This is a genomic window from Halocatena salina (genome assembly GCF_023115355.1).
Taxonomy (GTDB): domain Archaea; phylum Halobacteriota; class Halobacteria; order Halobacteriales; family Haloarculaceae; genus Halocatena; species Halocatena salina.
In genome coordinates, this window is the sequence record NZ_CP096019.1 from 1,124,982 (window position 1) to 1,147,348 (window position 22,367).

General features: G+C 59.4%; 24 protein-coding genes and 1 tRNA gene. 9 read left to right on the top strand and 16 right to left on the bottom strand.

What is annotated here, in order from left to right:
- Positions 1-97 precede the first annotated feature (97 nt).
- Positions 98-817 (top strand): helix-turn-helix domain-containing protein, encoded by a 720-nt coding sequence (locus MW046_RS05725; protein WP_247994598.1) that lies wholly within the window; start codon positions 98-100, stop codon positions 815-817.
- Positions 818-825: 8 nt separating this feature from the next.
- Here MW046_RS05725 and fen read toward each other — a convergent pair whose 3' ends face one another.
- Entirely contained in the window at positions 826-1,800 is a 975-nt protein-coding gene (gene fen / locus MW046_RS05730; protein WP_247994599.1) for a flap endonuclease-1, read from the bottom strand.
- A 52-nt stretch (positions 1,801-1,852) separates the two neighbouring features.
- Entirely contained in the window at positions 1,853-2,377 is a 525-nt protein-coding gene (locus MW046_RS05735) for a GNAT family N-acetyltransferase (RefSeq protein ID WP_247994600.1), read from the bottom strand.
- 51 nt (positions 2,378-2,428) lie between these two features.
- Here MW046_RS05735 and MW046_RS05740 point away from each other — a divergent pair, with 51 nt between their 5' ends.
- Positions 2,429-2,566, top strand: a complete 138-nt coding sequence (locus MW046_RS05740; RefSeq protein WP_247994601.1) for a hypothetical protein — start codon at positions 2,429-2,431, stop codon at positions 2,564-2,566.
- A gap of 123 nt (positions 2,567-2,689) precedes the next feature.
- Here MW046_RS05740 and MW046_RS05745 read toward each other — a convergent pair whose 3' ends face one another.
- Together MW046_RS05745 and MW046_RS05750 are read right to left on the bottom strand one after the other, a co-directional pair.
- The gene (locus MW046_RS05745) at positions 2,690-3,139 is read right to left on the bottom strand and encodes a metal-dependent transcriptional regulator (RefSeq protein ID WP_247994602.1); all 450 of its coding nucleotides are present in this window, start codon (positions 3,137-3,139) and stop codon (positions 2,690-2,692) included.
- Positions 3,136-3,624, bottom strand: coding sequence for a ferritin-like domain-containing protein (locus tag MW046_RS05750; protein WP_247994603.1), 489 nt, complete (start codon positions 3,622-3,624; stop codon positions 3,136-3,138). The genes MW046_RS05745 and MW046_RS05750 overlap by 4 nt, the downstream gene beginning before the upstream one ends.
- Positions 3,625-3,966: 342 nt before the next feature.
- On the opposite strand from MW046_RS05750, the gene MW046_RS05755 reads away from it, so the two are divergent.
- On the top strand, positions 3,967-4,818 hold the full coding sequence (locus MW046_RS05755) for an NAD+ synthase (RefSeq protein ID WP_247994604.1): 852 nt from the start codon (positions 3,967-3,969) through the stop codon (positions 4,816-4,818).
- Positions 4,819-4,890: 72 nt separating this feature from the next.
- Here MW046_RS05755 and sufD read toward each other — a convergent pair whose 3' ends face one another.
- From sufD to MW046_RS05770, 3 genes are read right to left on the bottom strand one after another with little or no spacing between them, the layout of a single operon-like run.
- Complete coding sequence (gene sufD, locus MW046_RS05760; protein WP_247994605.1) at positions 4,891-6,111, bottom strand: Fe-S cluster assembly protein SufD; 1,221 nt, start codon at positions 6,109-6,111, stop codon at positions 4,891-4,893.
- Between the two features lie 33 nt (positions 6,112-6,144).
- Positions 6,145-7,575: a Fe-S cluster assembly protein SufB gene (gene sufB / locus MW046_RS05765; RefSeq protein WP_247994606.1), complete on the bottom strand. Its 1,431-nt coding sequence runs from the start codon at positions 7,573-7,575 to the stop codon at positions 6,145-6,147.
- A 29-nt stretch (positions 7,576-7,604) separates the two neighbouring features.
- Positions 7,605-8,519, bottom strand: a complete 915-nt coding sequence (locus MW046_RS05770; RefSeq protein ID WP_247994607.1) for an ABC transporter ATP-binding protein — start codon at positions 8,517-8,519, stop codon at positions 7,605-7,607.
- Positions 8,520-8,741: 222 nt separating this feature from the next.
- On the opposite strand from MW046_RS05770, the gene MW046_RS05775 reads away from it, so the two are divergent.
- From MW046_RS05775 to MW046_RS05785, 3 genes are read left to right on the top strand one after another with little or no spacing between them, the layout of a single operon-like run.
- On the top strand, positions 8,742-9,605 hold the full coding sequence (locus MW046_RS05775; RefSeq protein WP_247994608.1) for an NOP5/NOP56 family protein: 864 nt from the start codon (positions 8,742-8,744) through the stop codon (positions 9,603-9,605).
- 1 nt (position 9,606) lies between these two features.
- Positions 9,607-10,239, top strand: coding sequence for a fibrillarin-like rRNA/tRNA 2'-O-methyltransferase (locus MW046_RS05780; protein WP_247994609.1), 633 nt, complete (start codon positions 9,607-9,609; stop codon positions 10,237-10,239).
- Positions 10,240-10,276: 37 nt separating this feature from the next.
- Positions 10,277-10,732 carry a DUF7992 family protein gene (locus MW046_RS05785; protein WP_247994610.1) on the top strand — a complete coding sequence of 152 codons (456 nt, stop codon included), beginning with the start codon at positions 10,277-10,279 and terminating at the stop codon, positions 10,730-10,732.
- On the opposite strand, the gene MW046_RS05790 is transcribed toward MW046_RS05785, so the two are convergent.
- Complete coding sequence (locus MW046_RS05790) at positions 10,729-11,286, bottom strand: class I SAM-dependent methyltransferase (RefSeq protein WP_247994611.1); 558 nt, start codon at positions 11,284-11,286, stop codon at positions 10,729-10,731. The genes MW046_RS05785 and MW046_RS05790 overlap by 4 nt on opposite strands.
- 34 nt (positions 11,287-11,320) lie before the next feature.
- Positions 11,321-12,055 (bottom strand): phosphatase PAP2 family protein, encoded by a 735-nt coding sequence (locus MW046_RS05795; RefSeq protein ID WP_247994612.1) that lies wholly within the window; start codon positions 12,053-12,055, stop codon positions 11,321-11,323.
- Positions 12,056-12,210: 155 nt separating this feature from the next.
- Here MW046_RS05795 and folP point away from each other — a divergent pair, with 155 nt between their 5' ends.
- Both folP and MW046_RS05805 read left to right on the top strand, forming a co-directional pair.
- Entirely contained in the window at positions 12,211-13,353 is a 1,143-nt protein-coding gene (folP, locus tag MW046_RS05800; RefSeq protein WP_247994613.1) for a dihydropteroate synthase, read from the top strand.
- Positions 13,354-13,357: 4 nt separating this feature from the next.
- Complete coding sequence (locus tag MW046_RS05805) at positions 13,358-14,044, top strand: hypothetical protein (RefSeq protein WP_247994614.1); 687 nt, start codon at positions 13,358-13,360, stop codon at positions 14,042-14,044.
- Positions 14,045-14,135: 91 nt separating this feature from the next.
- Here the strand turns inward: MW046_RS05805 and MW046_RS05810 are convergent, their stop codons facing one another.
- Entirely contained in the window at positions 14,136-14,534 is a 399-nt protein-coding gene (locus tag MW046_RS05810) for a DoxX family protein (protein WP_247994615.1), read from the bottom strand.
- Positions 14,535-14,667: 133 nt separating this feature from the next.
- Between MW046_RS05810 and MW046_RS05815 the strand changes: the two genes are divergently transcribed.
- Entirely contained in the window at positions 14,668-17,493 is a 2,826-nt protein-coding gene (locus MW046_RS05815; protein WP_438268183.1) for a DEAD/DEAH box helicase, read from the top strand.
- Positions 17,494-17,699: 206 nt separating this feature from the next.
- Here MW046_RS05815 and MW046_RS05820 read toward each other — a convergent pair whose 3' ends face one another.
- The 6 genes from MW046_RS05820 to MW046_RS05845 form a co-directional block, all read right to left on the bottom strand.
- Positions 17,700-18,287 (bottom strand): hypothetical protein, encoded by a 588-nt coding sequence (locus tag MW046_RS05820; RefSeq protein ID WP_247994617.1) that lies wholly within the window; start codon positions 18,285-18,287, stop codon positions 17,700-17,702.
- A 190-nt stretch (positions 18,288-18,477) separates the two neighbouring features.
- Positions 18,478-18,552, bottom strand: a tRNA-Glu gene (locus MW046_RS05825).
- A gap of 259 nt (positions 18,553-18,811) precedes the next feature.
- Positions 18,812-19,363, bottom strand: coding sequence for a hypothetical protein (locus tag MW046_RS05830; RefSeq protein ID WP_247994618.1), 552 nt, complete (start codon positions 19,361-19,363; stop codon positions 18,812-18,814).
- Positions 19,360-19,506 (bottom strand): hypothetical protein, encoded by a 147-nt coding sequence (locus MW046_RS05835; protein ID WP_247994619.1) that lies wholly within the window; start codon positions 19,504-19,506, stop codon positions 19,360-19,362. The genes MW046_RS05830 and MW046_RS05835 overlap by 4 nt, the downstream gene beginning before the upstream one ends.
- Positions 19,507-19,827: 321 nt before the next feature.
- Positions 19,828-20,283, bottom strand: coding sequence for an acyltransferase (locus MW046_RS05840; RefSeq protein ID WP_247994620.1), 456 nt, complete (start codon positions 20,281-20,283; stop codon positions 19,828-19,830).
- A 39-nt stretch (positions 20,284-20,322) separates the two neighbouring features.
- Positions 20,323-22,293 carry a 3-hydroxyacyl-CoA dehydrogenase/enoyl-CoA hydratase family protein gene (locus MW046_RS05845; protein ID WP_247994621.1) on the bottom strand — a complete coding sequence of 657 codons (1,971 nt, stop codon included), beginning with the start codon at positions 22,291-22,293 and terminating at the stop codon, positions 20,323-20,325.
- Positions 22,294-22,367: the final 74 nt, after the last annotated feature.

Genomic DNA, 22,367 nt, shown 5'->3' on the forward strand with positions numbered 1-22,367 from the left:
CGCTGTATCTCGCGCAATGCCGGAAAATAGGGCGTATTAATATTGCCTCGTTCGCCACGATCGACAGTTATTACTTCGGTATGAACCGATATTCTGTATGCGGGAGTTCGTTATCACCCTCGAATACGATCCCGGCGTCGATCCGGTCGCAGACGTGTTCATCGAACACCCGGGATCGATTTCGAAGTCGGTGGCGTGTTCGGTCACTAGAAACGCCATGTGGCGATTGGATCGTATTTCCGGGTCGGCGTCTGCTATCGATCGGTTGGAATATCTCCTCCTTGACACCGAACGATGCAACGAATGTCCGGATCGACCTGCCTGTCATTCCCACCGGGAGTACGAGTTGCTCTCGCAGGACGCGACGAGCTGTACGATTTATACGTACCGGTCGGGAATCGATCAGTGTCGAACGCTTCCGTCACTCGCTGTGGAGTACCTTGGTGATGGGTTGTTCTACGAGACCCAACGAAAATCCAACCAGTACGAATGGCGTATCCTCATGCGCAACGACGCGAACGTCGGACGGTTGTACGACGCTCTCCAAGCGGAACTGTGCGATGGCATCACCGTTTCGTTGTCCCATCTCACCGACCCGACCCACTGGACTGATGAGGCGATCTCGGCGACGACACTCTCCTATGAACAGCGCGAAGCTCTCAGACTGGCGGTCGAACACGGCTACTATCAAACGCCCCGTGAGACATCGCTGACCGATCTCGCGGAAAAAGTCGACGTGCCCCAGTCCACGCTGCAGTATCGTCTCCAACGCGCTGAATCGTGGCTCGCTAGCCATTTCGTCACCGAGTGCTTATAACACAGCGTTTACATCCAGTCGTCAAGCCCGGTTTGGGCGACGGAGTCCTCGATGCGTTCGAATCCGTTTTCGACGGTGCTGTCGGGGACTCCCCAGTCGTCGACGTACTCCCGAGCAGCGTCGATGTCGGGGGATAGATCCGTATCGAGAGTGTACTCGTCGGTCACGTCGGGATTCAGAAACAGCTCTCGGAGAACTTCGGCGTGTTCGACGTACGCCCCTTGTGCTTCGAGTACCCCCCAGAGATCGCCATGCTCGTGAACCAGCTGTACTGCCGTCTTCGGTCCGATGCCGTCGACGCCGTCATTGAAATCCGTTCCACAGAGGATGGCGATGTCCACGAGTTGCTCCCACGTGAGATTATGTTTTTCCAACGTCGCCTCGAAATCCATCCGCTCTGGGTCGCCCGAGCTCGTCAACTGCCGTAGAGTGAACGGTGCACCCAACAACAGAGCATCGTAGTCCTCGCTGCCGACGAACTCCACCGCTCCGGTACGAGCCATGTGCGCCGCCTGTGCTTCACCCTCTGCTGGGGCTTCGACGATCGGTACGTCGAGGTGGGTCAGTAGCTCCCGGGTCGTTTCGTGGATCACGTCCGTCAGGCGTTGAGTGCGCGATTCGAGTCGGGAGACGACCGCTGCATCCGCCTCCTCACGCGCAGTTTCGAGCTGTTCTTCGTAGCGTTCGCGCTGTTCTCGGCGCTGTTCGATCTCGTCGCTTTTGAGATCAGTGACACCGCCGTCGAAGACGAACACCGGCGTCAGATCGTGTTCGAAGAACTTCGGTAGCCCTTGGACGATCCCGATGAGGTTTGCGACCTCTGTTCCGTCCTCGGTTGTGTACGCGTCCTCGTTCGTGAATCTGACGGTCGTCGTGAGATACCGGTAGAGCCAGTTGTGGGCGTCCACTGCGACGACGCCACTGAGCGCATCGAACGACACCTCTTCAATGACTGCAAGCTCCCGGAGTGCGGCGTTACCCATTTGGTCGGTTCTACCCGTTGCCGGTAGTTAAAGGGACTGTCGACGGTCGGTTTCAGTCTGGTGGCTTCACGACCGACGGAGGGCCCGTGTTTTCTTTGACATCGAGAAACGACCGTTCCGCTTCTGAGAGATCTCGGTCACGGAAGACGGTCAGGCCCTCCCGGTAGCGTGTCCGGTTGCTGGGATGTTCGAGCACTAGCTCGGCGAGACCGGTTCGCTCGCCGGTGAACCCGAAGCCAGCTTTCGACAGTGCGTGGTAGGCAAAGGGGTTGTTGACCGCGATCACGATCCGCTCGTAGCCATAGTCGTGCGCCCGGGCTGTGGTGTACGCCGCGAGCCGCGCTCCGATTCCCTCGCCGCGACGGTCCTTCCGGACGGTGATGTACCGAATCCACACAGTGTCGGGGTCCGTGCGGTCCTCGTTGAACGCGATCGCCCCGAGGATCTCAGCGTTGGCATCACGGACGACCACCTTTCCGGTGTTCGACATGACGAACTTCCCGGCGTAGGCGAACTGTCGGTGGTCGAGCCGGAGCGTCGGTCCCTCCGACGGCCACCCCAACACCTCGTACTCCATGTCGTCGATATGACGAGGAGACGAATGTGTCCTCCGCTCTGAGGATGAACGATGATCGGCGTCGTGTATCGCTGTCATCCTGACCGATCCGGACGGATATTTCACAGAGCACGCCTCGGACCCACGATTGGTACGCCCGCCGCCGTCGTCATTCCGATGCTGATCGTGAACCTCGTCGGTCTCATGTGATCAGGCCAAAACCCACCAGAGGATCACCCCATCGAAATCGACTGTGTGCTGGGCGATACAGCGATGCGGAGACCGTCGGCGAGATAGGGAAACCTCTGGGCTGTCGCCCGCATCATCAAACACTCAATCGGCCATCTCCGAGTCGGGGGATTCGAGAGTGTCACACTCAAGCAGCTCACAAACGTCCGCTTCGGGACCGAAACAGGAGGGACACTGTGATTCGCGGTCGATAATGGTGTCGAGTCGGTCAGCGACAGTGCTGTCGATCACCGTCTCAAGCGTTTTGGCTTCCTCTCTGAACCGTTCTACTTCGAGCACCTCGATGAGGAAGCGTTCGATGATACAGTACGTCTGGAGGGCTTCCCGAGCACGGACGATCCCCTCCTCGGTCAAGGAAACACCTTTGTACTTTTCGTGGTCGGCAAAGCCCCGTTCTTGAAGTTTGCCGATCATTTCGTTGGCGCTTGCAGGGCTTACGTCCAGCATATCGGCAATGCGACCCGTTGAAGCGGGACCGTCCTCGACTTGCTGAACGAGATAGATCACTTTGAGATACTGGTCGGACGTGTTCATTGTCGGGACTCCATCAGCGTAGTTACTTCTTCGACACCCTCTGCTTCCTCTTCGCGGATGCCACTGAGGACAGTCACGAGACGGTGACGATCGATGCTAAACGACGTTTCTGACGCTTCGATGGCGGCGATAACGTCGTCGTAGAACTTATACGCGGTTTCTTCGTTACAGAGCTGATCGTACAGCACGCCATCGAAGTCCTCGGGCTTGGTCTTCCCGTATCGGGCCTCCACGAGCGACTCGATCTGGTCGAACGAAACCGGATCGGCTTCGAGTTCGTCGACCAACGACTCCAGTTTGGTACGGTGCTCGGCCGACTCCTCGGCCGCGTCTTCGAGCAACGCGAGAATCTCGGCTTCGAGTTCGGTTTCCATGGATTGGGCGTGTTTGTACGCCCGCGCCTCGACGACCTCTTCGAGCACCATCCCGATCTGTAAGAGCCGGGCGAGCTGGTGATCAGACCCGACAGCGTGTGTGACACTCATATCAGATCACAGAATAGTGGTCAAGAACGATGCGTTCACGAACATACTCCGCTCTCAGAGGCGCTGAAAGTTAAGTCGTTCCCTCCGATCTCACCCGTGACTGGTTGTCCCCCTCGCTGTCTAGGAGACACACCAGACCGAGAGATCCATCCACTATCTCCCCAGACTGAAATACGAGTGGAACAGATGAAATACATAGAAGCTGTCACACCATGATTCATCGATCCGCTTTGTAATGAGGAATTCAGAAACTGTACCGTCTCAGCCAATTTTTCACATATTTTCTATTATGTTATTCATTTCGCATCTCTTTTCAGTGTCAATCGACTCCATCCAAGCGACATGGCGATCCTCTACGAGCAGATCCAAGAGGAGATCAAGCCGTTGGATCTTCGTTTCAGTAACGACGAGATCGAAGAACGAGTCGATCACCTCACCAGTTTCATCGAAAAGCAGGTTAGTTCGGGGGACTTCGACGGTGTACTCATAGCGCTCTCGGGAGGTATCGACAGCACGGTCACCGCATACCTTGCTGTCGAAGCGCTCGGTTCGGATGCGGTTCACGGTCTCATTCTTCCGAAAGAAGTCAACGAGGACGAGAACATGTCAGACGCAGAATGTGTAGCCGAGATGCTCGATATCAGCTACGAGACGCTCGACATCGATGAAATCGTCAGCGAGTTCCTGGACGTCTACGATGTAGATACCAGCGAATCCGACGACCGATGGGAGGGTCGCCACGTCGGCAATTTGAGTGCTCGCGTCCGAATGACGCTCAACTACTTGGTGGGTGGTTTCGAGAATAAACTGGTCCTCGGGACCGGGAATCGTGCGGAGTTGGCGACTGGCTACGTAACGAAGTTCGGCGACGGTGGTGTCGACTGCAATCCACTCGGAAACCTGTACAAACAACAAGTCCGGCAGATCGCCGCCCACTTCGGTGTCGATAAATCCCTCGTTCAGAAGACGCCGACAGGTGGCATGGTCGACTACGGTACGGATGAGGAGGAATTCGGCGTCGATTACGATACGCTCGATGCGATCCTCGCCCTTCACATCGACGGAGGCGTTCCTGCTGCTGCGACGGCTCGCCTCACCGACACCTCTCGTGAGGTCGTCGCCCATATCAGACAGATGCACGAACAGAGTACACACAAACGAACGCCGCCAACGACACCAGAGCCGCTCATCTAGTGGACGGAAACAGAGAAACCAGAGAAAGACAGAGAAAGTCAGAGAAGATAGGAGTCGTTCGATCGGAGCGACTTACGAGCGTGCTTGGAGACGATCCTGAACGCGGCCGTTCACGTCCTCTCGCAGCTCCTCGACTTCGATCTCGTCGAGGACGGGAACGAAGAAGCCGCTGACGAGCATGTTTTTCGCCAGATGTTCGCTCACGCCCCGCGAGGTCATGTAAAACAGATCGTTCGCGTCGACCTGCCCGACCGTCGCGGAGTGGCTCGCCTCGGTGTCGTGGTTGTTAATGATGAGCTTCGGCGAGGCGTCGGCTTCGCTCTCATCGGAGAGCATCAGCGTGTTCTCACGCTGGTAGGAGTTCGTGTTCCACGCCTCCGAGCCGACGTCCTGAACACCTTCGTACACCGAACGAGCGTCGTCGTCGATGACGCCCCGAGTGACGAGATCCGCGGTCGTGTGTTCGTTTTCGTGCCAAACGCGGGAATCCACGTCGAAGTGCTGGTCGTTGTGTCCGTAGAACGCACCGACGATCTTCGATTCCGATGCTTCCCCCGCAAGCGTCGTTTCGACGCTCGTTTTCGTCAGCCGAGAACCGATGTTGCAGTCGATCCAATCGGCGTTGGCGTACGTATCGGTGCTGGCGCGTTTTAGCTGGTAGTTGTACGTGTCTTCGGAAAGATCCTGCAAGGACCCGTACTGGACGTAGCTGTTCTCACCCGCGACGAGTTCGACGATCCCGCTGTAATACCGACTGTCACCGTCGGCGTCGGAACCCGTCTCTTGGCGTTCGAGGATCGTCACCGATGACGACTGCTCGACGACGACGAGGGTGTAGTTGAACAGCGATTGGCTGTCCATCGTCGTGCGGATCGTGATGGATTCGGCATCGACACCCTCGGGGACGTACACGACCGTACCGGTCGTGAACAGCGCCGTCTGTAGCGCCGTGAGGTAGTTCGTCTGTGGATCGACGACGCTCCCGAACTGCTCGCGGAGGAGATCCTCGTGATCCTCGACGGCCTGTGCAAACGACAGCACGTCGACCTCATCGGGGGCCTCTCGTTCTTTGTGGTCGCCTGTGGTGGACGGATCTACCAACGCCTCGAAATCCAACTTCGAAAGATCGGTCCACGTTCGTCCCGGCGTCTGAATAACGTCGGGGAATGGGAGCGTCTCCAATGCTTCGAGCGCGTCGAGACGAGTTTCGAGCAGCCAGTCAGGCTCTCCGAGTTCCTCGCTGATCGCCCGTACGTGCTGTTCCGTGAGTGTTGCGTGTACCTGTGTACTCATTATAATGAATGTGTGTCTCGCCCGTTGCCTCGATCAGCCGAGGCTGCCCTCCATTTCGAGTTCGATGAGACGGTTTAGCTCGACCGCGTACTCGATCGGCAGTTCCTCGGTGATCGGCTCGATGAATCCGGCGACGATCATCTGCTTTGCGTCGTCGTCGTCCAGTCCGCGCGACTGGAGATAGAACACGTCTTCGTCGCCAATCTTTCCGACGGTGGCCTCGTGGGCGACGTCGACTTTCGACTCCTCGATCTCCATGTACGGCATCGTGTCGGAGGTCGATTCGTTGTCGAACATCAGCGCGTCACACTCGACGCTGGTGCTCGAATCCTCGGCTCCATCGGCGATGTGGACCAGCCCACGGTAGTTCGTGCGTCCACCGTCCTTCGAGATGGATTTCGATTCGATCGTCGACTTCGTGTTCGGCGCGTTGTGGTACACCTTCGCGCCTGTATCGATGTTCTGGCCCTCACCAGCAAAGGCGATCGTAATGTGGTTGTCAGTCGCGCCCGGACCCTTGAGGATGGTGCACGGATACAGCATGGTGGCTTTCGATCCCATGCTGCCCGAGACCCACTCCATCGTCGCGTCCTTCTCGGCGATCGCGCGCTTCGTGTTGAGGTTATACGTGTTCTTCGACCAGTTTTGCACGGTCGAATACTGCACGTGTGCGCCGTCCTTGACAAACACCTCGACACAACCGGAGTGGAGGTTGAACTGGCTGTACTGGGGCGCGGAACAACCCTCGATGTAGTGAACCTCGCTGTTCTCTTCTGCGACGATCAGCGTATGCTCGAACTGGCCCATGCCCTCCGAATTCATCCGGAAGTACGCTTGGACCGGCATCTCGACGGTCACATTCTCAGGGACATAGACGAACGAGCCACCGGACCAGACCGCACCGTGCAGCGCAGCGAACTTGTTGTCGCTGGGCGGCACACACTTCGTCATGAAGTACTCCTCGACGAGGTCGGGGTGCTCCTGGACGGCTTTGTCCATGTCACAGAAGATGACACCCTTCTCCTCCCACTGCTCTTGCATGTTCTGGTAGACGATCTCCGACTCGTACTGCGCACCGACACCCGAAAGCGCGTTTTTCTCCGCTTCGGGAATGCCCAGCTTGTCGAACGTGTCTTGGATCTCTTCGGGCAGTTCCTCCCAGTCGTCGACTCCGCCCCGAGTGTCGATGTCCGGGCGGATGTAGGGAACGATCTCGTCGATGTCGACCTCGGTCAGATCGGGCTGGCCGGGCCAGTCCGTCGGCATCGGCATCTCGTGGAACTGTCGGAGCGCGCGGAGCCGTCGATCGCGCATCCAGTCGGGTTCGTCTTTGTCATCGCTAATGAGCCGGATGGTCTCCTCCGTCAGACCCTTCTCGGTCTCGAACGCGGAGTTCTGCTCTTTTTTGAACCCGAAACGAGCCTCCGTATCAGTTTCTTTGAGATGATCTTGTTCTGAACTCATAGTGTGTATGTGTTGGGACTCTACGCTTATCAGGCTGTCTCGTACACTTCCTCGCGGACCCAATCGTAGCCGTTCTCTTCGAGCTTCACGGCCAACTCGGAGTCACCGCTCATGGCGACCTTGCCATCGAGCATGATGTGGACGTGGTCGGGCTCGACGTAATCGAGAATGCGCTGGTAGTGAGTGATCTGGAGGATGCCAGCGTTCTGCTCGTCGCGCAGCGCATTGATCCCCGTCGAAACGTCTTGGAGACGGTCGATGTCGAGTCCCGAGTCGATCTCATCCAGCACCGCGATCGACGGTTCGAGGATCGCAGCCTGCAAAACCTCGTTTTGCTTCTTCTCACCGCCCGAGAAGCCAGCGTTGAGATACCGCTGGGCGAACGTCTCATCCATTTCGAGCTGTTCCATCTTCTCTTTGAGGAGCTGTTGGAACTCGGCGACACCGATTTCGCCTTCATCGGCCTCACCTTCCATCGGGCTGGTTTCGTACCCGGCGTCATCCTCTTCCGCTTCCGCTTCTGTCTCCTCGTCGTCTTCAAACAGCTCCTCACGCTCTTCGAGCTTGGCGTTCAGCGCCGTCCGAAGGAAGTTCACCATCGTGACACCTTCGATCTCGGCTGGGTACTGGAAGCCAAGGAACACACCCAGCGCCGCCCGCTCGTTTGGCTCCAGATCGAGGATATCCCACGTCTGATCGTCTTCGGTGATCTCGATGTCCTCGAACTCATCATCATCCAGATGGATCAACACCTCACCATCGGTGACTTCGTACGCCGGATGTCCGGCGATCACCTTCGCTGTCGTCGACTTACCACTTCCGTTGGGACCCATCAGCGCGTGGATCTCACCCGAAGCGACTTCGAGATCGACGCCGTTCAGAATCTTCTCGCCACCGTCTTCGTTTACCTTCGCGTGAAGGTTTTTGATTTCTAGCCGTGCCATAACACGAGTACCTTCTTGTTCTGTCTCGGATCGTCTCGCGTATAATGTTTTCGTATCGATCGTGATCGAGTTTGGATTTCAGAAACCAAAATTCATCAACTACAAAATATTGCATCCCACAGAAGAAATCATTTATATTGTGCTGGGATACACTATACCGAACGTGGGCCGATAGTCGGTCGTTTCGAGAACGCATATACGGACACCGGTTCTAGCCGAGATATGAACGAGGAGTCCGTGTCCGATTCGGGGTGGTTCAGGGGTGTTGATCCGGGCGACAGGACCGATGCTCGGGATGCCATCGAGCACGGGACAGCTGCCGACCCAGCAGCGTGGCCCGATCGCGCGGTCGAGTCTGGATTCGTCGAGGATCGAGAGCGATATTATGAGGTGCTACACGACGTGACGACGGCGATCGCGCGCACGCAAGTACGTGAACGCGAGGGCACGGACGTTCAACGGATCATTCACTGTGTTCGTGCGATGGACGATGTCGAACGGGTCGCAAACGAGCTTGCCGAGCGCGTTTCGGCGTGGGCAGGAACCAGCTTCGACGATCCGGGGACGGGCATCGAGTACGCACGGCAGATCGCCGACGAGACGACAGCTGATTCAGAGGATCGTCGTGAAGTACTGGACGCACGGCTCGGTTCGCTCGCGGCGCGAGTTCGCGCGCTCGACGACGAAGGGCAAGCGTTGCGCGAGACCATCGAGCGCGTCACCCCCGAGGTTGCGCCCAACGTGTCGATGCTGGCCGGCCCGGTGTTGGCGGCGCGCCTCATCGCTCTGGCAGGTGGATTGGAGACGCTCGCAAAGAAACCCAGCGGAACTGTGCAGCTACTCGGGGCTGAGGATGCCCTGTTTGCGCATCTGAGCGGGCGTGCATCCGCTCCGAAACACGGGATCATCTACGTCCATGAGTACGTTTCAGGCACCGTACCCGAACACCGTGGCACCGCGGCGCGCGCACTCGCCGGGAAGCTCACGATCGCGGCCCGGATCGATCATTACTCGGGCGATCGACGCCCGGAGCTACAAACGGAACTCGACGAGCGCATCGCCCGTATCAGGGAGCGAGGGAGCTGAGATGACGGGAAGCCTTCCTGCTGGCGTGGAACGCCAGCAGTTCGACGGCGATGAGCGACTGGCAACGCGTGGACAGTCGGTCTACGGTGAACCGACTGACGGAGAGTGGCGCGCGTGGGATATCCGCCGCTCGAAGTTGGGTGCGATGCTCGACCGGAGGATGGAGACCGGCCTGACCGGCGGTGAGACGGTGTTGTATCTCGGTGCAGCGGCAGGGACGACGGTCAGTCACGTGGCCGATTTCGCTGGGCCGACGTACGCGGTGGAGTTCGCCGCCCGTCCGGTTCGGGATCTCCTCACGGTTGCCGACTCGCGGCCGAACCTCTTCGTGTTGCTCAAAGACGCTCGGAAACCGGAGACGTACGCCCACGTCGTCGAACCGGTCGATGTGATCGTTCAAGACGTTGCCACGCGCGGCCAAGCGCGGGTCGCCAACACGAACCGCCGGTTTCTCAAACCGAACGGTCGGCTACTCACGGTCGTCAAAGCCCGCAGTGAAGACGTAACGGCAGATCCGACCGACGTGTTCGAGACGTTCCGGTCCCAGCTCGAAGGGTATGAGATACTCGATACCGAACGACTCGATCCGCTTCACGACGATCACCTCGCGGTCGTCGCGCGACCGACCCGGTGATGAACCATCTTTTAGCATTCGCACCCATAGCACGGCTATGAGTCTCGCAGTCGATCCTCCCGAACCACCCACACTCGAAGCACAGATCGATCCCGACGAGTACGAGGACAGCGAGGTGATGGGCGATGAGTACCGCCGTGAAGAGATACAGGAGTTCCTAGAGACCGGCGCGTGGAAGGAGGCGTTCGAGCAGTGGACCACGGAGACGCCGATGGACGAAACGGAGTTCGCCATCGTCGTCGACCTCGATCTGTTCTCCCGATTCGATTTCTTTTGGGACGGTTTCGCCGATCGAGTAGGCTATCATGCACCGGGCCTTCCCGAGGATTGGCGCGAGCGTGACATCCACCCGGAACTCGACTCATGGGGGACGGTCTCGGCGATCAACGCAGGTCTCACTGAATTCGGACAGATCGTCTGTGACGTGCTCAAATCGGAGTACATCGACTGGGAATCCGACTACGAACCACCCGAGGATCTACCGGATTTTTAACTATCAGTCCGCTGCGCACCGAGAACGAACGTTTCGTACCGTTCGTCGGTGTACCCGATCGTGAATCCGTTCTCGGTGAACGCCTGTCGGGCATCGGCCAGTGAATACCGCTCGCTCGTAGGCGGTCCCTCGGTACCAGCGCCGTTACGGGACCAGTCGGCGATTCCAACGGTTCCACCGGGAGCGACGACGCGGGCGAGTTCCGTGAGCGCTGCCTCGCTTACGAACTCGTGGAACGTCATCGTCGAGAACGCGCCGGTGAGCGCACCGTCCTCGAACGGAAGATCGTCGATCCCGGCGGTTACGAGATCGACGTTCTCGGAAACACCCTTCTGCCGGTACCGGTCGTGCATCGCTGGTTGGACATCAACGGCGTACACCGTCTCGGCGTGGGGGGCGATCTCGTCCGTGTAAAAGCCCGTGCCGCTGCCGAGATCCGCGATCGTTCCGTGGGGATCGAACAGTGAGAGCAGTTCCTCGACCGAAAGAAATCGGAATCGAGATGGATCGTCCAGTGCATCGGCATTCCCGACATCATAGGTATGGAAGCCCATACGGACAGTACTCGATCCACGGTGAAATACACGCTCACCGAAGCGGCTCGTCGCGATCTCGGCGGTTGGTTCCCCTGCGCTCCCACACCCCGATTCCGGTGAGCGATACGATGACGACGACGAGGGACGCCACCTCGAACGACGCGCCGACAGCGAGCACGCCGAGCACTCCCATCACGGCGAACGACCGCCGGGGATCGGTTCTCGCGACCATCCAGAGGAGCCACAGAAACACCCCGCCGAGGCAGACACCGACGACCACGTCGACAACGTAATGGACGCCCAACGCGACCCGGGACAGCGCAACGGCGAGTACCACGCCTGTCGCACCGAAGATCCGGCGGCGTCGGGTGGACCACTGTCCGAGCACGAGTGCCCACCCACCGTAGACAGCTGTGGATTTCAATGCGTGCCCGCTCGGAAATCCGAAGCTGTCGGCGGTGACTAGCGATTCGTACACCGGTGTTCCGATCGGTGGGATCCACGCCGGAGGGACCACCGTCGTGGCCCCCGGCGGCCGGGGGAGTCCGAACGTGTATTTCAACACGACTGTCAGCGCGTAGGACCCGAACGCCAACGCGATAAGAAAGCAGCTATCCCTGACCGGCGATCGTGTGAGTGATCGGTCACTCCGTGCCACCACGTAGAACACGCCGATCGTAACCAACACGAACCACATGTCTCCCAGTTGCGTGACGATTCCAGCGAAGAGAACGAACCAGTCGGGGAGCTGGTTTATGATGCCGATCTCGCCGATTCCACGTGACATTTTCAGTCGCTCCCGTCGTGAGACGTTTCGCTCGGCCGTCGTTTCATCGTCTGTGGCATAGATAGTACGCCATTTATCGACCCATCACTACTTGAGTATCCCGCTATTTCACCGGTGATCGTGGCGGATTTGTACACTCCCTGCCAACATGGCGTATGCAAAACGTGGAGGCCGCCGGTCTCGGTATCGGCGACGACTATCCGCCGCGAATCATGGGAGTACTCAACGTCAGCGCGGAGTCGCCGTACAAGCCCAGCGTCTTCGACGACCCGGGAGATGCGGCTGCCTACACCGATGAGCAGCTCATCGGGGAGGGAGCTGACATCGTGGATATCGGTCTCGAATCGGCAAACAAGCGCTTCGAGGTGCTGTCAGCCGACGAGGAGTTAGACCGACTCGACACGGCACTCGAAACGATCGAATCGGTGAGCGGTGACGCCGTGTTCTCGATCGAAACGCGCTATCACGAGGTGGCGACAGCCGCGCTTGATGGGGGATTCGACATGGTAAACGACATCTGTGGCTTTGCCGATCCGGAGATGCCCCGCGTGTGTAGCCAGTACGACGCTGCCGTCGTCAAAATGGCCAGCCCACCGGATCTCGAACGGCCGGGGGCAGTAGAGACCGTCGAGGAGATCTACGAAGCGCTATCGAGAAACGGGATCACTGAAAAGACGATCATCGATCCCGCGTTTGGGGGCTGGTCGCCCGAAAAAACGCTCGCGGACGACCGGGAAACGTTCGAACGACTCCGGGAGTTCCGGGGATTCGATCGGCCGATCCTCGTTTCGATCAACCGGAAGAACTTCCTTCGGGAGCTTGCCGACCGCCCGACGGAGGATGCTCTGCCCGTGTCGCTCGCGGCGACGTCGATGGCGGTCGAACGCGGCGCACACGTCATTCGCACTCACGACGTGGCCGAGACGCGGGATGCTGCCATTATCGGCCGAGAGTTCGCCAGCGAGCGGCTCCGAGACGAAACCACGGGGGTCGAGGAACTCGATGTACAGACACCGAGTGAGCTTCGCCGTCACTTCGACCGGATCGGTGCGGAGACAGCGGATCCCAAAGACGGTGTGACGCGAGCGTTCGAGCTGTCAGGGCTTACCCCTGAGGATCGAGACCACCTCTCGGCTGTCGCCGCGAAACACGGCGTGACGTTCATCCACGGACAGCACGAAACAGGGGGTATCCTCGTCGGCCCCATCGCTGCGATGGTAGCGATCGCCAGAGTAGACGATCATCCACCGACGATCGCCCGACAGCTCGACGCGATCGCGGCCCACACGGAGGAGTGATACCGTGAACTTCTCGGAGTGGGAGCCACTGTACGCAGCGATCCTCGACGATCTGGGTATCGATCGCGGAGCCGACGAGCGTGCGCGGGATCGTCTCGCTGCTCTCACCACCCCGTTCGATCTCGATCGGCTCACGTTCGAAGGCGAAACGGTCGTGATCGTCGGTGGCGGGCCGATCGAGACGGACACCCCGATCGAGCAGGCCGACCGTGTGGTCGCTGCTGGTGGGGGCATCGAGCACTGTCAGCGGGCGGACGCGTCGATCGATCTGGTGGTCACGGATCTCGACACCGATCCCGAAACGGTGGTGTCGTTGACCCACCACGGAACGCCGGTCGCGGTCGCAGCCCACGGAGACAACGTCCCAGCGATCGAGCGACACGTTCCCGCCATGGATCGAGACAACGTGCTCGCAACGACACAGGCAAAGCCCGTAGAGCACGTGGTGAACGCGGGCGGATTCACTGATGGCGACCGCGCCGCGTTCATCGCGGACCACTGTGGAGCGGACGCGTTAGTGTTTCTCGGATGGGTATTCGACGATTCTGATGTAGCTCCGATGAAACACCGGAAACTCCTGTGGGCGAAGCGACTCCTTTGGGTGCTCGAACAGCGCCGACACGAGCGGCTTTCGGTGCTCGATGGACACCGATCGGCGATCGACACCGACGATCTCGGGGATCACGGCTGATCGTCCGCTCGGAGCTAGATTCCGATACGGTGCTGCCGTCAGAAGATGCGTACGAGAAACGAAATCGGTGTACTGTTGCTTTCGATCGCCGTTACCGTTCGCGCTCGGCCAGATTGAGAAAGGCGAGCGCCCCGCCGATGAGTCCGAGGTTTTTGGTGAACTGAATCAGTTCCATTTCTTTCTGTTCCTCATCGACGGCCCAGAAATCATGCATCACTGGCGTAACGCCGACGAGAAACGTCAGCACCGCCAGCGCCGCGAGCTTCGGCCGCCGCCAGAACGCGATCCCGATGCTTCCAGCGAGGAGCGATCCGCTCGCGGTTGGAACAGTCACTTCGGGCGCTGGCGCGTCATTGGCCTTCGCGTATTCGATCATGCCATCGAGATCGCGCAGATTGTCGATGGCTGAATACGCGAGAACACCCCCGAACAACAGCCGAGCCACCCGAAGGCTTAGACCGTGAGATCGTTCTGTGGTCTCTTCAGTCATATCTCCTCACCGTCCGGATCATACCACGGGATATTCGCTCGATGGACTTACTTTTGTAGCCTTCGTCTCAGCCAGCACGCGGACTGTTCCCAAAGAACCCGTGAACCTTAATCGATTCCCGCGAATAGAAACACTGATGGAGAGCAACGCTGGTGGTGTCGATGCGTTCACGGCGCTGGACGCACCCGTCCGGTCGGTGCTTTCCAAGCGAGGATTCACGACTCCCACGGAGCCACAGCGCCGGGCGCTTCCGGTGTTGGCCACCGGATCGAACGCGCTCATCGTTGCCCCCACTGGGACCGGAAAAACCGAAACCGCGATGCTCCCGGTGTTCGATGCCTTGGTCGGCACCGACAGACACGGAATATCGGCGCTGTACGTCACGCCACTGCGCGCTCTGAACCGGGATATGCAAGACCGGTTGGAGTGGTGGGGTGGGCAGTTGGATCTCGAGATCGACGTTCGCCACGGCGATACGACCCAGTACCAGCGCACCAAACAGGCCGACGACCCTCCCGACGTACTCGTAACGACGCCGGAAACGCTCCAAGCGATGCTCACCGGCTCGAAGCTCAGACGGGCACTGTCGGACATTGAGCACGTCGTCGTCGATGAAGTCCACGAGCTTGCTGGATCGAAACGCGGCGCACAACTCACGCTCGCACTCGAACGGCTTCGAGCGTTGGCTGGATCGTTCCAGCGCATCGGCTTGTCCGCGACCGTCGGTGATCCGGACACTGTCGGACGCTTTCTCACCGGCAATCGAGCGTGTGAGACCGTAACGATCAACGCGGGGAGTGCGCTCGACGTTCGCGTCCGTACGCCCGAAATCACGGCTGAAGACGAACAGTTGGCCGGACAACTGCTCACCGAGGCGGACATCGCCAGCCACGTCCGCGTGATGCGTGAGATCATCGACGAACACGAATCGACGCTGCTGTTCGTTAATACAAGACAGACAGCAGAAGCACTCGGTTCCCGGTTCAAAGCGGTCGGTGCGAGCGTCGGCGTTCACCACGGCTCGCTCTCGAAAACGGCCCGAATCGACGTCGAAGACCGGTTCAAAGACGGCGAACTCGACGCGCTGTTGTGCACCTCGTCGATGGAGTTGGGCATCGATGTCGGGCACATTGATCACGTCATCCAGTACTCTAGCCCCCGTCAGGTTTCCCGGCTCCTCCAGCGCGTCGGGCGAGCCGGCCACCGACGGAACGATCGATCGACAGGAACGATCATCACGACGCGGCCCGACGACACCTTCGAAGCGCTCGCCATCGCCGACCGAGCGACCGACGGCGCGGTCGAACCGACGACCGTTCACGAAGGCAGCCTCGACACCGTTGCAAACCAGATCGTCGGGCTGTTGATGGGCCACGGCGAGATCGGTGCTCGTCGCGCCTACGAGATCACGACGCGCGCGTTCCCGTTTCGGGATCTCACAGCGGATACGTTCCGTGAAATCATCCGGGAGCTGTCATCGAACCGGCTACTCTGGCTCGATGAGGATGCGGATCGTCTCGAAAAGTCCGGTGGAACGTGGAAATATTTCTACGATAATCTGTCGATGATACCGGACGAGACGACGTACGGCGTTGAGGACGTTGCGAGCGGACACCAGATCGGGACGTTGGACGAGCGGTTTGTCGTGAACTTCGCCGAGCCGGGAGAGGTGTTCATCCAACGCGGTGAGATGTGGCGAATCGTGGAGATCGACGAGGAAGAGGGATCGGTTACGGTCTCTCCGATCGAGGATCCGGGTGGGGAAGTGCCGTCGTGGACCGGCCAAGAGATCCCGGTGCCGTACGCGGTGGCACAGGACGTCGGGTCGCTGCGAGCGAGTGCCCGGCAGACGTTCGATGCGGGGAACTCCCGCGAAACAGTTGCTCGGTGGCTGTGTGAGCGGTATCCGACTGACGAGCATACGGCGAGCGAGGCGCTCGCTCAGATCGAGCGCCACACCGAGGCGATGCCCGACGCGGACCGGATCGTGGTCGAGTCTCATGGACGAGAAGTCGTCCTCAACGCGCCGTTCGGACACAAGATCAACGACACGCTCGGGCGGGTCATCTCCGCGCTCATCGGGCAACGAACGGGATCGTCAGTCGGGTTGGAAACTGATCCCTACCGGATCGAATTGGAAGTGCCTCGTGGGATCTCTCAGGGTGACATCGTGGACGTGCTGGAAACCACGACCCCCGAACACGTGGCGGGCGTCATCGAGTTGGGGCTGAAACGCTCGGACGTGCTGAAGTTCACGCTCGCGCAGGTCGCCGCCAAATTCGGCGCGCTCAAACGCTGGCGCGGTTCGTCGTCGTTCGGGCGGTCACGGATGCTCGATGCGCTCGCCGATACGCCGGTGTACGAGGAAGCGCTTCGAGAGGTCCAATACGAGGAGCTTGCGGTTTCGGAGACGATCGACCTTCTTCGTCGAGTACAGGACGGCGACGTGGCGATCTCGACGGTGTCGGGACGAACGCCGATCGGCACCGGCGGGCGCTCCTCGGGTCGGGAGCTGCTCACGCCGGAGAACGCAGACGCGAGCGTCGTCCAGACCGTCAAAGAGCGCATTCAGGACGACCGGATGCTGTTGGTTTGCCTGCACTGTCTCGACTGGAAGCGCACCCAACAGGTAAAGCGCGTTCCCGACCAGCCACAGTGTCCGAACTGCGATTCGACCCAGATCGCTGCACTCAACCCGTGGGCCGATGAGGTGGTCGACGCGGTCAACGCTACCGAGAAAGACGATGAGCAGGAGAAAATGACAGAACGTGCCTACCGAGCGGCGAATCTCGTCCAAAGCCACGGCAAACAGGCCGTGATCGCGCTCGCCGCCCGCGGCGTCGGTCCCCACAACGCCGCGCGGATCATTGCGAAACTCAGAGAGAACGAAGCGGACTTCTACCGGGACATCCTCTCACAGGAACAGCAGTACGCCCGGACGAAAGCGTTCTGGGACTGAGCGTCGTCGGTAGAGCGGTGGGATCTCTCAGCCGACAGATGTCTGAGACGCTCTGTGTAGAAACAAGTAGTGAATTTTATTATAATATTTTGTATACTTAATACCATTATTTACAATATTGTAAAATATAATCAGAGGTATGAAGTGGGGATTGGTTCCAAATTCTCATCGGCGAAACGGGATTGCCCTTCAAGACAGCCACCCCATCACGGCGTTGAGAACCGGCACCGAGGCTTGTTCTGCGGTGAACTGGAGCCGATCCGGCGACACGAGAGGTGAGGAAAGTCACTGATGCCCGGTGCACCGCCGCCAACGCCGGTGTGTGGAGACTGTGGGTCACCAAAAACGACGAGGACCGAAGAGATAACGTACAGCTCAACGCAGAAAGATTCGGAGACGAAAAGCAACAAGGGAACCGCTGACCTGTCGAGTCTCGTCGGGGAACGCAACCGTAAAGATACGGAAACAACGGGGAACACAACGGAGAGAAAGTCAGTAAAGACGACTTCGATCTGTCCGACACCCGGTGTCCCCAACGGAAGCGGGATCGGTGGGAGTTGCGACGGTGGAAATTGGACGCCGATCAGACGCTTACTGACACGCCCGAAATTAGAGAATGGGAGATACAGAAGATTGTGAAGGACGAGCGACGGTATGTGAAAGAAATTGAGACTCTCCTGTCCGCTCAGCCGCCTCGCAGGGATCGGGACGGGACTGCAGAATCGAGGCGCGACCACGATGAGAAGGGACAACACCGTCGGAACGGCCATCAGAAACGGCGAGAATCCACTCAATCGAACACGGAGAAGAAGAGATCCGGCAGTGAGGAGTCACCACCTGTTGGATCCCACTCCACCGATCCAGACACGTCGACGACAGGAGATGACATCCCTACAGATACGATTCCGTGGGGGTATCGACGTGACAGCACTGCAAACGATGCGACGGAATCCACTCCGTCAGAATAACACACTACGAGAACACTGCTCGGTGGGGGATTCGAACCCCCGTCGCAGGCTCGAAAGGCCCGCATGATTGGCCGGGCTACACCAACCGAGCGTGCAACTGTACGTGTGTACCGGTCATTAATAAGCGCTGTCTTTCGCACCCACTTTTTTTGCGTTCGGGTGCGCTTCGCGCACCGCTCACGCAAAAAACCTGGACTAAAAAACGCCGCTCGCTGCGCTCCGCTTCTCTCGCGGTGACTACACCTGCGTCCTCCACTCCGCGACCGCCTCCGCGACCGCTTCCGCTCCGCTACCACCTCCGCGACCGTTACCGCCTCCGCGACCGCTCCGCCCCCGCTGCCTTGTTGTTTTCAGTCGTCGGCGTGGACGACTGGGGCTTTGTCCACGACACGAGCCACATCGGGGTAACAGGCCCGTAGTCCATCGAGATCGCCGCGCTGACGATAGTGGCAGTACTCCGCCAGCGTTGCGACCAACGCGGCGGGTGCACTCGTTGCGTCAGGTTGTTCGGTTATCGCAGTCGGATCCTGCTCGTCCTCGGGCGTGTACACCGACTGGACGACCGTTCCGTCGCGCTGTTCGTGATACCGCACGCGCCCACCGTTCTCGAACCACCCCGTAACGACCAGCTCTTTTGCCGCGTTGTAGCGCGTGATGTTCGCAATCCCGGGTAAATCATCGTACTCCATTTGTGACCGACCAAGCCCGGCCGTCGCCAGTATCTCCTCGATCTGGGTGGCGTGCGCACAGCCCGTACTTCGACAGGGCCGACACCACGTCCCTGTCCCCACGTCCACGATGTGGTACAGCTCCGCTTTCGAGATTGTCGATCGATCATCGAGGGTCGAAAGGTTCACCGACTCGCCCAACCGATCCCAGAACTGAAACACTGGTAACGTCATCTTCCCCCCACGAACGCAGTTCCCGCGAGCGCAGTTCCCGCGAGCGCAGTTCCCGCGAGCGTAGCGAGCGGCCTTTTTTCGCCCACGTTTTTTGCGTGAGGGTGCGCTCCGCGCACCCGAACGCAAAAAAGGTGGAGGGTCATCGCCACCACCGCCCTAACGGGCAGCCGATCCGATGATCGAGCCGTGTCCGAATCGGACGGCCACATTTCCGACAGCGCTGTCTCTGGTCGTGTTTCTGATACGATTCGACACCGTTACATGTCTCTGCTTCGTTCCCAATCATGGGTTTCTCGTCCGGTTGAGAACCCTGCGTCGGGTGCTCTTACCACCCGGCGCGTTCAACACGAACGCACACGCCCCATGGCGCACGCAAGCGTTCTCATTTACTCTTCGTTATCCCATCACACATAAAGGTACTGATGGAATGAAAATGTTATGTCAGCAAAACAACTTCTATATCACTACTCCCGAGTACCGCGTACGACCGTTCCGGCCGGTACGTCCTCGGTGACAGTGACGTTCGCGCCAATCACGGCGTTCTCTCCGATATGTATATCAGGCAACACGACTGCGCTGGCACCGACGAACGCGCCGGGTTCGATTACGATCTCCTCGAACACGTCGTTACGGTGTTCCATGTCCTCCTCTGTGAGATCGTGGGTGACGCCGACGACCGAGGCGTTGGGACCGATCTGAACGCGATCGCCGACTTGAGCGTTCTCGACGTACGTGTTGGCGTTGATGTCCACGGACTCACCGATATCGGACTTCTTGATCGAAACGCGCTCGTAGATGCGTGAATCCGAGCCGATGGACGAATCGTGAACGGTAACGTACTCGCGGATCTCGACAGCGGGAGACGAAGATCCGTGGGCGAGTGTGATGTTTTCGAGTTCGGCCGTTTCGTGAATGCCCATACACCACTGTCACAGGACGGGGGAGGTAACCTTATCCGATTACTTGCCTTCGAACTCGGGTTCACCGTCGCCCATGAACGCCGTGATGCCCTCCATGAGATCGTCAGTGCCGATGAGATGACCGAACGCTTGGGCTTCGATCTCGAGACCGGCGTCGGTGTCCTCCCAGCCACGCAGCATCGCCTTTTTGGTGAACCGTGTCGCAACTGGTGGGCCAGCGGCGAGATCGGCGGCGAGTTCGAACGCCCGGTCTTCGAGGTCCTCGTTCGGGACGACCTCGTTCACGAAGCCGTACCCTTCCATCGTTTCGGCTTCGTACTGCTCGGCAGTGAGGATGATCTCTTTGGCTCGGCCCTCACCGACGATGTGCTGGAGGCGCTGAGTGCCACCCCACCCCGGCAACAGCCCGAGATCGAGTTCGGGCTGACCGAATTCGGACCGCTCGGAGGCGACACGCATGTCGGCGCACATCGACATCTCCATCCCACCACCGAGACAGTAGCCGTCGATGCCGGCGACGACCGGCAGCGAGCTGGATTGGAGTTTTCCGAACGCCTGTTGGCCCGTGCGTGAAAGCTCGATCGCTTGGAGCGGTTCGGCGCTCGCAGCCATCGACTGGACGTCCGCACCGGCGGAAAAGGCCTTGTCGCCCTCGCCAGTGATGAGGATCGCGCGCACGTCGTCGTCGGCTTCGAACGTTTCGACCGCCTGCTCGAGCTCCTCCAACAGCTCGATGTTGACGGTGTTCATCCGGTGTGGGCGGTCGAGCACGACGTGACCGACCATCTCGCCGGGATACTCGACGCGGATCATCTCGTAGCTCACGGCGTCGTCGTCCTCCTCTTGATCGTAAAAGCCGCCCTCATCGGCGTGGGTTCGCAGGCCATCGGAGACACCGTACCGGTCGGCGCCAGTTTCCTCGTGCAACTCGTCGAGCGTGTCAACGAGCGTGTCGAGTCCGGCGTCGTCGGCGAGCTTCGCGGGACCTTCGGGGTAGCCGGCACCGAGCATCACGGCCTCGTCGATGTCCTCGGCGGGAGCCACGTCGTCGCCGACGAGGTTGCCGACTTCGTTGGCCATCACGGCGAGCAAGCGGTGTTCGATCGCCTCGCGTCCGGCGTCGGTCGGGATCTGGGCCCCATCACCGTCTTCGTACTCATAAAATCCAACGCCGCTCTTTTTGCCGTAACGCTCCTCCTCGACGACCGTCTCCAGCAGCGGGGCTGGTTCGTAGGCGTCCCCGAGCACGTCGTGCATGTATTCGAGGACGTGGTAGGTTACGTCGTTGCCGACCTGATCGCCGAGTTCGAACGCACCCATCGGCAGCCCGATGTCGAATTTCACCGTGCTGTCGATTTCGGCTTTGGTTGCGACGTCTTCGGACACCATCCAACACGCCTCGTTCATCAACGGTACGAGAATGCGGTTGACGATGAACCCGGGCGTGTCCTTTCGCACGCGGACGGGCGTTTTGTCGAACGATTCTGCGAGTTCCTCGACGACCGACAGCGTCTCGGTGTCGGTGTGCTCGCCGGAGATGACTTCTACGAGTTGCATCCGTACCGGCGGGTTGAAAAAGTGCATCCCACAGAACTGCTCGGGACGCTCGGTTACCTCCGAGAGATCAGTGATCGAAAGCGAGGAAGTGTTGGTCGCAAAGATCGCTTCTTCGGGGGCGTACTCCTCGACTTCCCCGTACACGTCCTGTTTGATCTCCATCTGCTCGGGCACCGCCTCGATGACGACGTCCGCGTCGGCGACGGCTTCCTCGACGTCGACCAACGGCGTGATCCGGTCGAGCGCGGCGTCCGATTCCTCCTCGCTGATTCGGTCGTTTTCGGCGAGTTTACCCAGACTCCATTCGATCTGCTCGTAGCCGTTCTGGACGAACTCCTCTTTGATATCCCGAAGCGCTACCGTATACCCCGAAAGTGCGGCGACTTCGGCGATACCGTGGCCCATGTTCCCGGCACCGAGCACTGCGACCGTCTCGATATCATCTACGTCCATGACGGTTAGTGAGTCCATGGCTGAGGTGTTCAACGTTTCCCATTGGCCTTGTAACAACCGTTTATGGGTTTATC

Bases quoted from the DNA above. Each gene is read 5' to 3' on its own strand.
- MW046_RS05725 (WP_247994598.1), top strand. From the start codon at position 98: ATGCGGGAGTTCGTTATCACCCTCGAATACGATCCCGGCGTCGATCCG.
- fen (WP_247994599.1), bottom strand. From the start codon at position 1,800: ATGGGTAACGCCGCACTCCGGGAGCTTGCAGTCATTGAAGAGGTGTCG.
- MW046_RS05735 (WP_247994600.1), bottom strand. From the start codon at position 2,377: ATGGAGTACGAGGTGTTGGGGTGGCCGTCGGAGGGACCGACGCTCCGG.
- MW046_RS05740 (WP_247994601.1), top strand. From the start codon at position 2,429: ATGATCGGCGTCGTGTATCGCTGTCATCCTGACCGATCCGGACGGATA.
- MW046_RS05745 (WP_247994602.1), bottom strand. From the start codon at position 3,139: ATGAACACGTCCGACCAGTATCTCAAAGTGATCTATCTCGTTCAGCAA.
- MW046_RS05750 (WP_247994603.1), bottom strand. From the start codon at position 3,624: ATGAGTGTCACACACGCTGTCGGGTCTGATCACCAGCTCGCCCGGCTC.
- MW046_RS05755 (WP_247994604.1), top strand. From the start codon at position 3,967: ATGGCGATCCTCTACGAGCAGATCCAAGAGGAGATCAAGCCGTTGGAT.
- sufD (WP_247994605.1), bottom strand. From the start codon at position 6,111: ATGAGTACACAGGTACACGCAACACTCACGGAACAGCACGTACGGGCG.
- sufB (WP_247994606.1), bottom strand. From the start codon at position 7,575: ATGAGTTCAGAACAAGATCATCTCAAAGAAACTGATACGGAGGCTCGT.
- MW046_RS05770 (WP_247994607.1), bottom strand. From the start codon at position 8,519: ATGGCACGGCTAGAAATCAAAAACCTTCACGCGAAGGTAAACGAAGAC.
- MW046_RS05775 (WP_247994608.1), top strand. From the start codon at position 8,742: ATGAACGAGGAGTCCGTGTCCGATTCGGGGTGGTTCAGGGGTGTTGAT.
- MW046_RS05780 (WP_247994609.1), top strand. From the start codon at position 9,607: ATGACGGGAAGCCTTCCTGCTGGCGTGGAACGCCAGCAGTTCGACGGC.
- MW046_RS05785 (WP_247994610.1), top strand. From the start codon at position 10,277: ATGAGTCTCGCAGTCGATCCTCCCGAACCACCCACACTCGAAGCACAG.
- MW046_RS05790 (WP_247994611.1), bottom strand. From the start codon at position 11,286: ATGGGCTTCCATACCTATGATGTCGGGAATGCCGATGCACTGGACGAT.
- MW046_RS05795 (WP_247994612.1), bottom strand. From the start codon at position 12,055: ATGTCACGTGGAATCGGCGAGATCGGCATCATAAACCAGCTCCCCGAC.
- folP (WP_247994613.1), top strand. From the start codon at position 12,211: ATGCAAAACGTGGAGGCCGCCGGTCTCGGTATCGGCGACGACTATCCG.
- MW046_RS05810 (WP_247994615.1), bottom strand. From the start codon at position 14,534: ATGACTGAAGAGACCACAGAACGATCTCACGGTCTAAGCCTTCGGGTG.
- MW046_RS05830 (WP_247994618.1), bottom strand. From the start codon at position 19,363: ATGACGTTACCAGTGTTTCAGTTCTGGGATCGGTTGGGCGAGTCGGTG.
- MW046_RS05835 (WP_247994619.1), bottom strand. From the start codon at position 19,506: ATGACCCTCCACCTTTTTTGCGTTCGGGTGCGCGGAGCGCACCCTCAC.
- MW046_RS05840 (WP_247994620.1), bottom strand. From the start codon at position 20,283: ATGGGCATTCACGAAACGGCCGAACTCGAAAACATCACACTCGCCCAC.
- MW046_RS05845 (WP_247994621.1), bottom strand. From the start codon at position 22,293: ATGGACGTAGATGATATCGAGACGGTCGCAGTGCTCGGTGCCGGGAAC.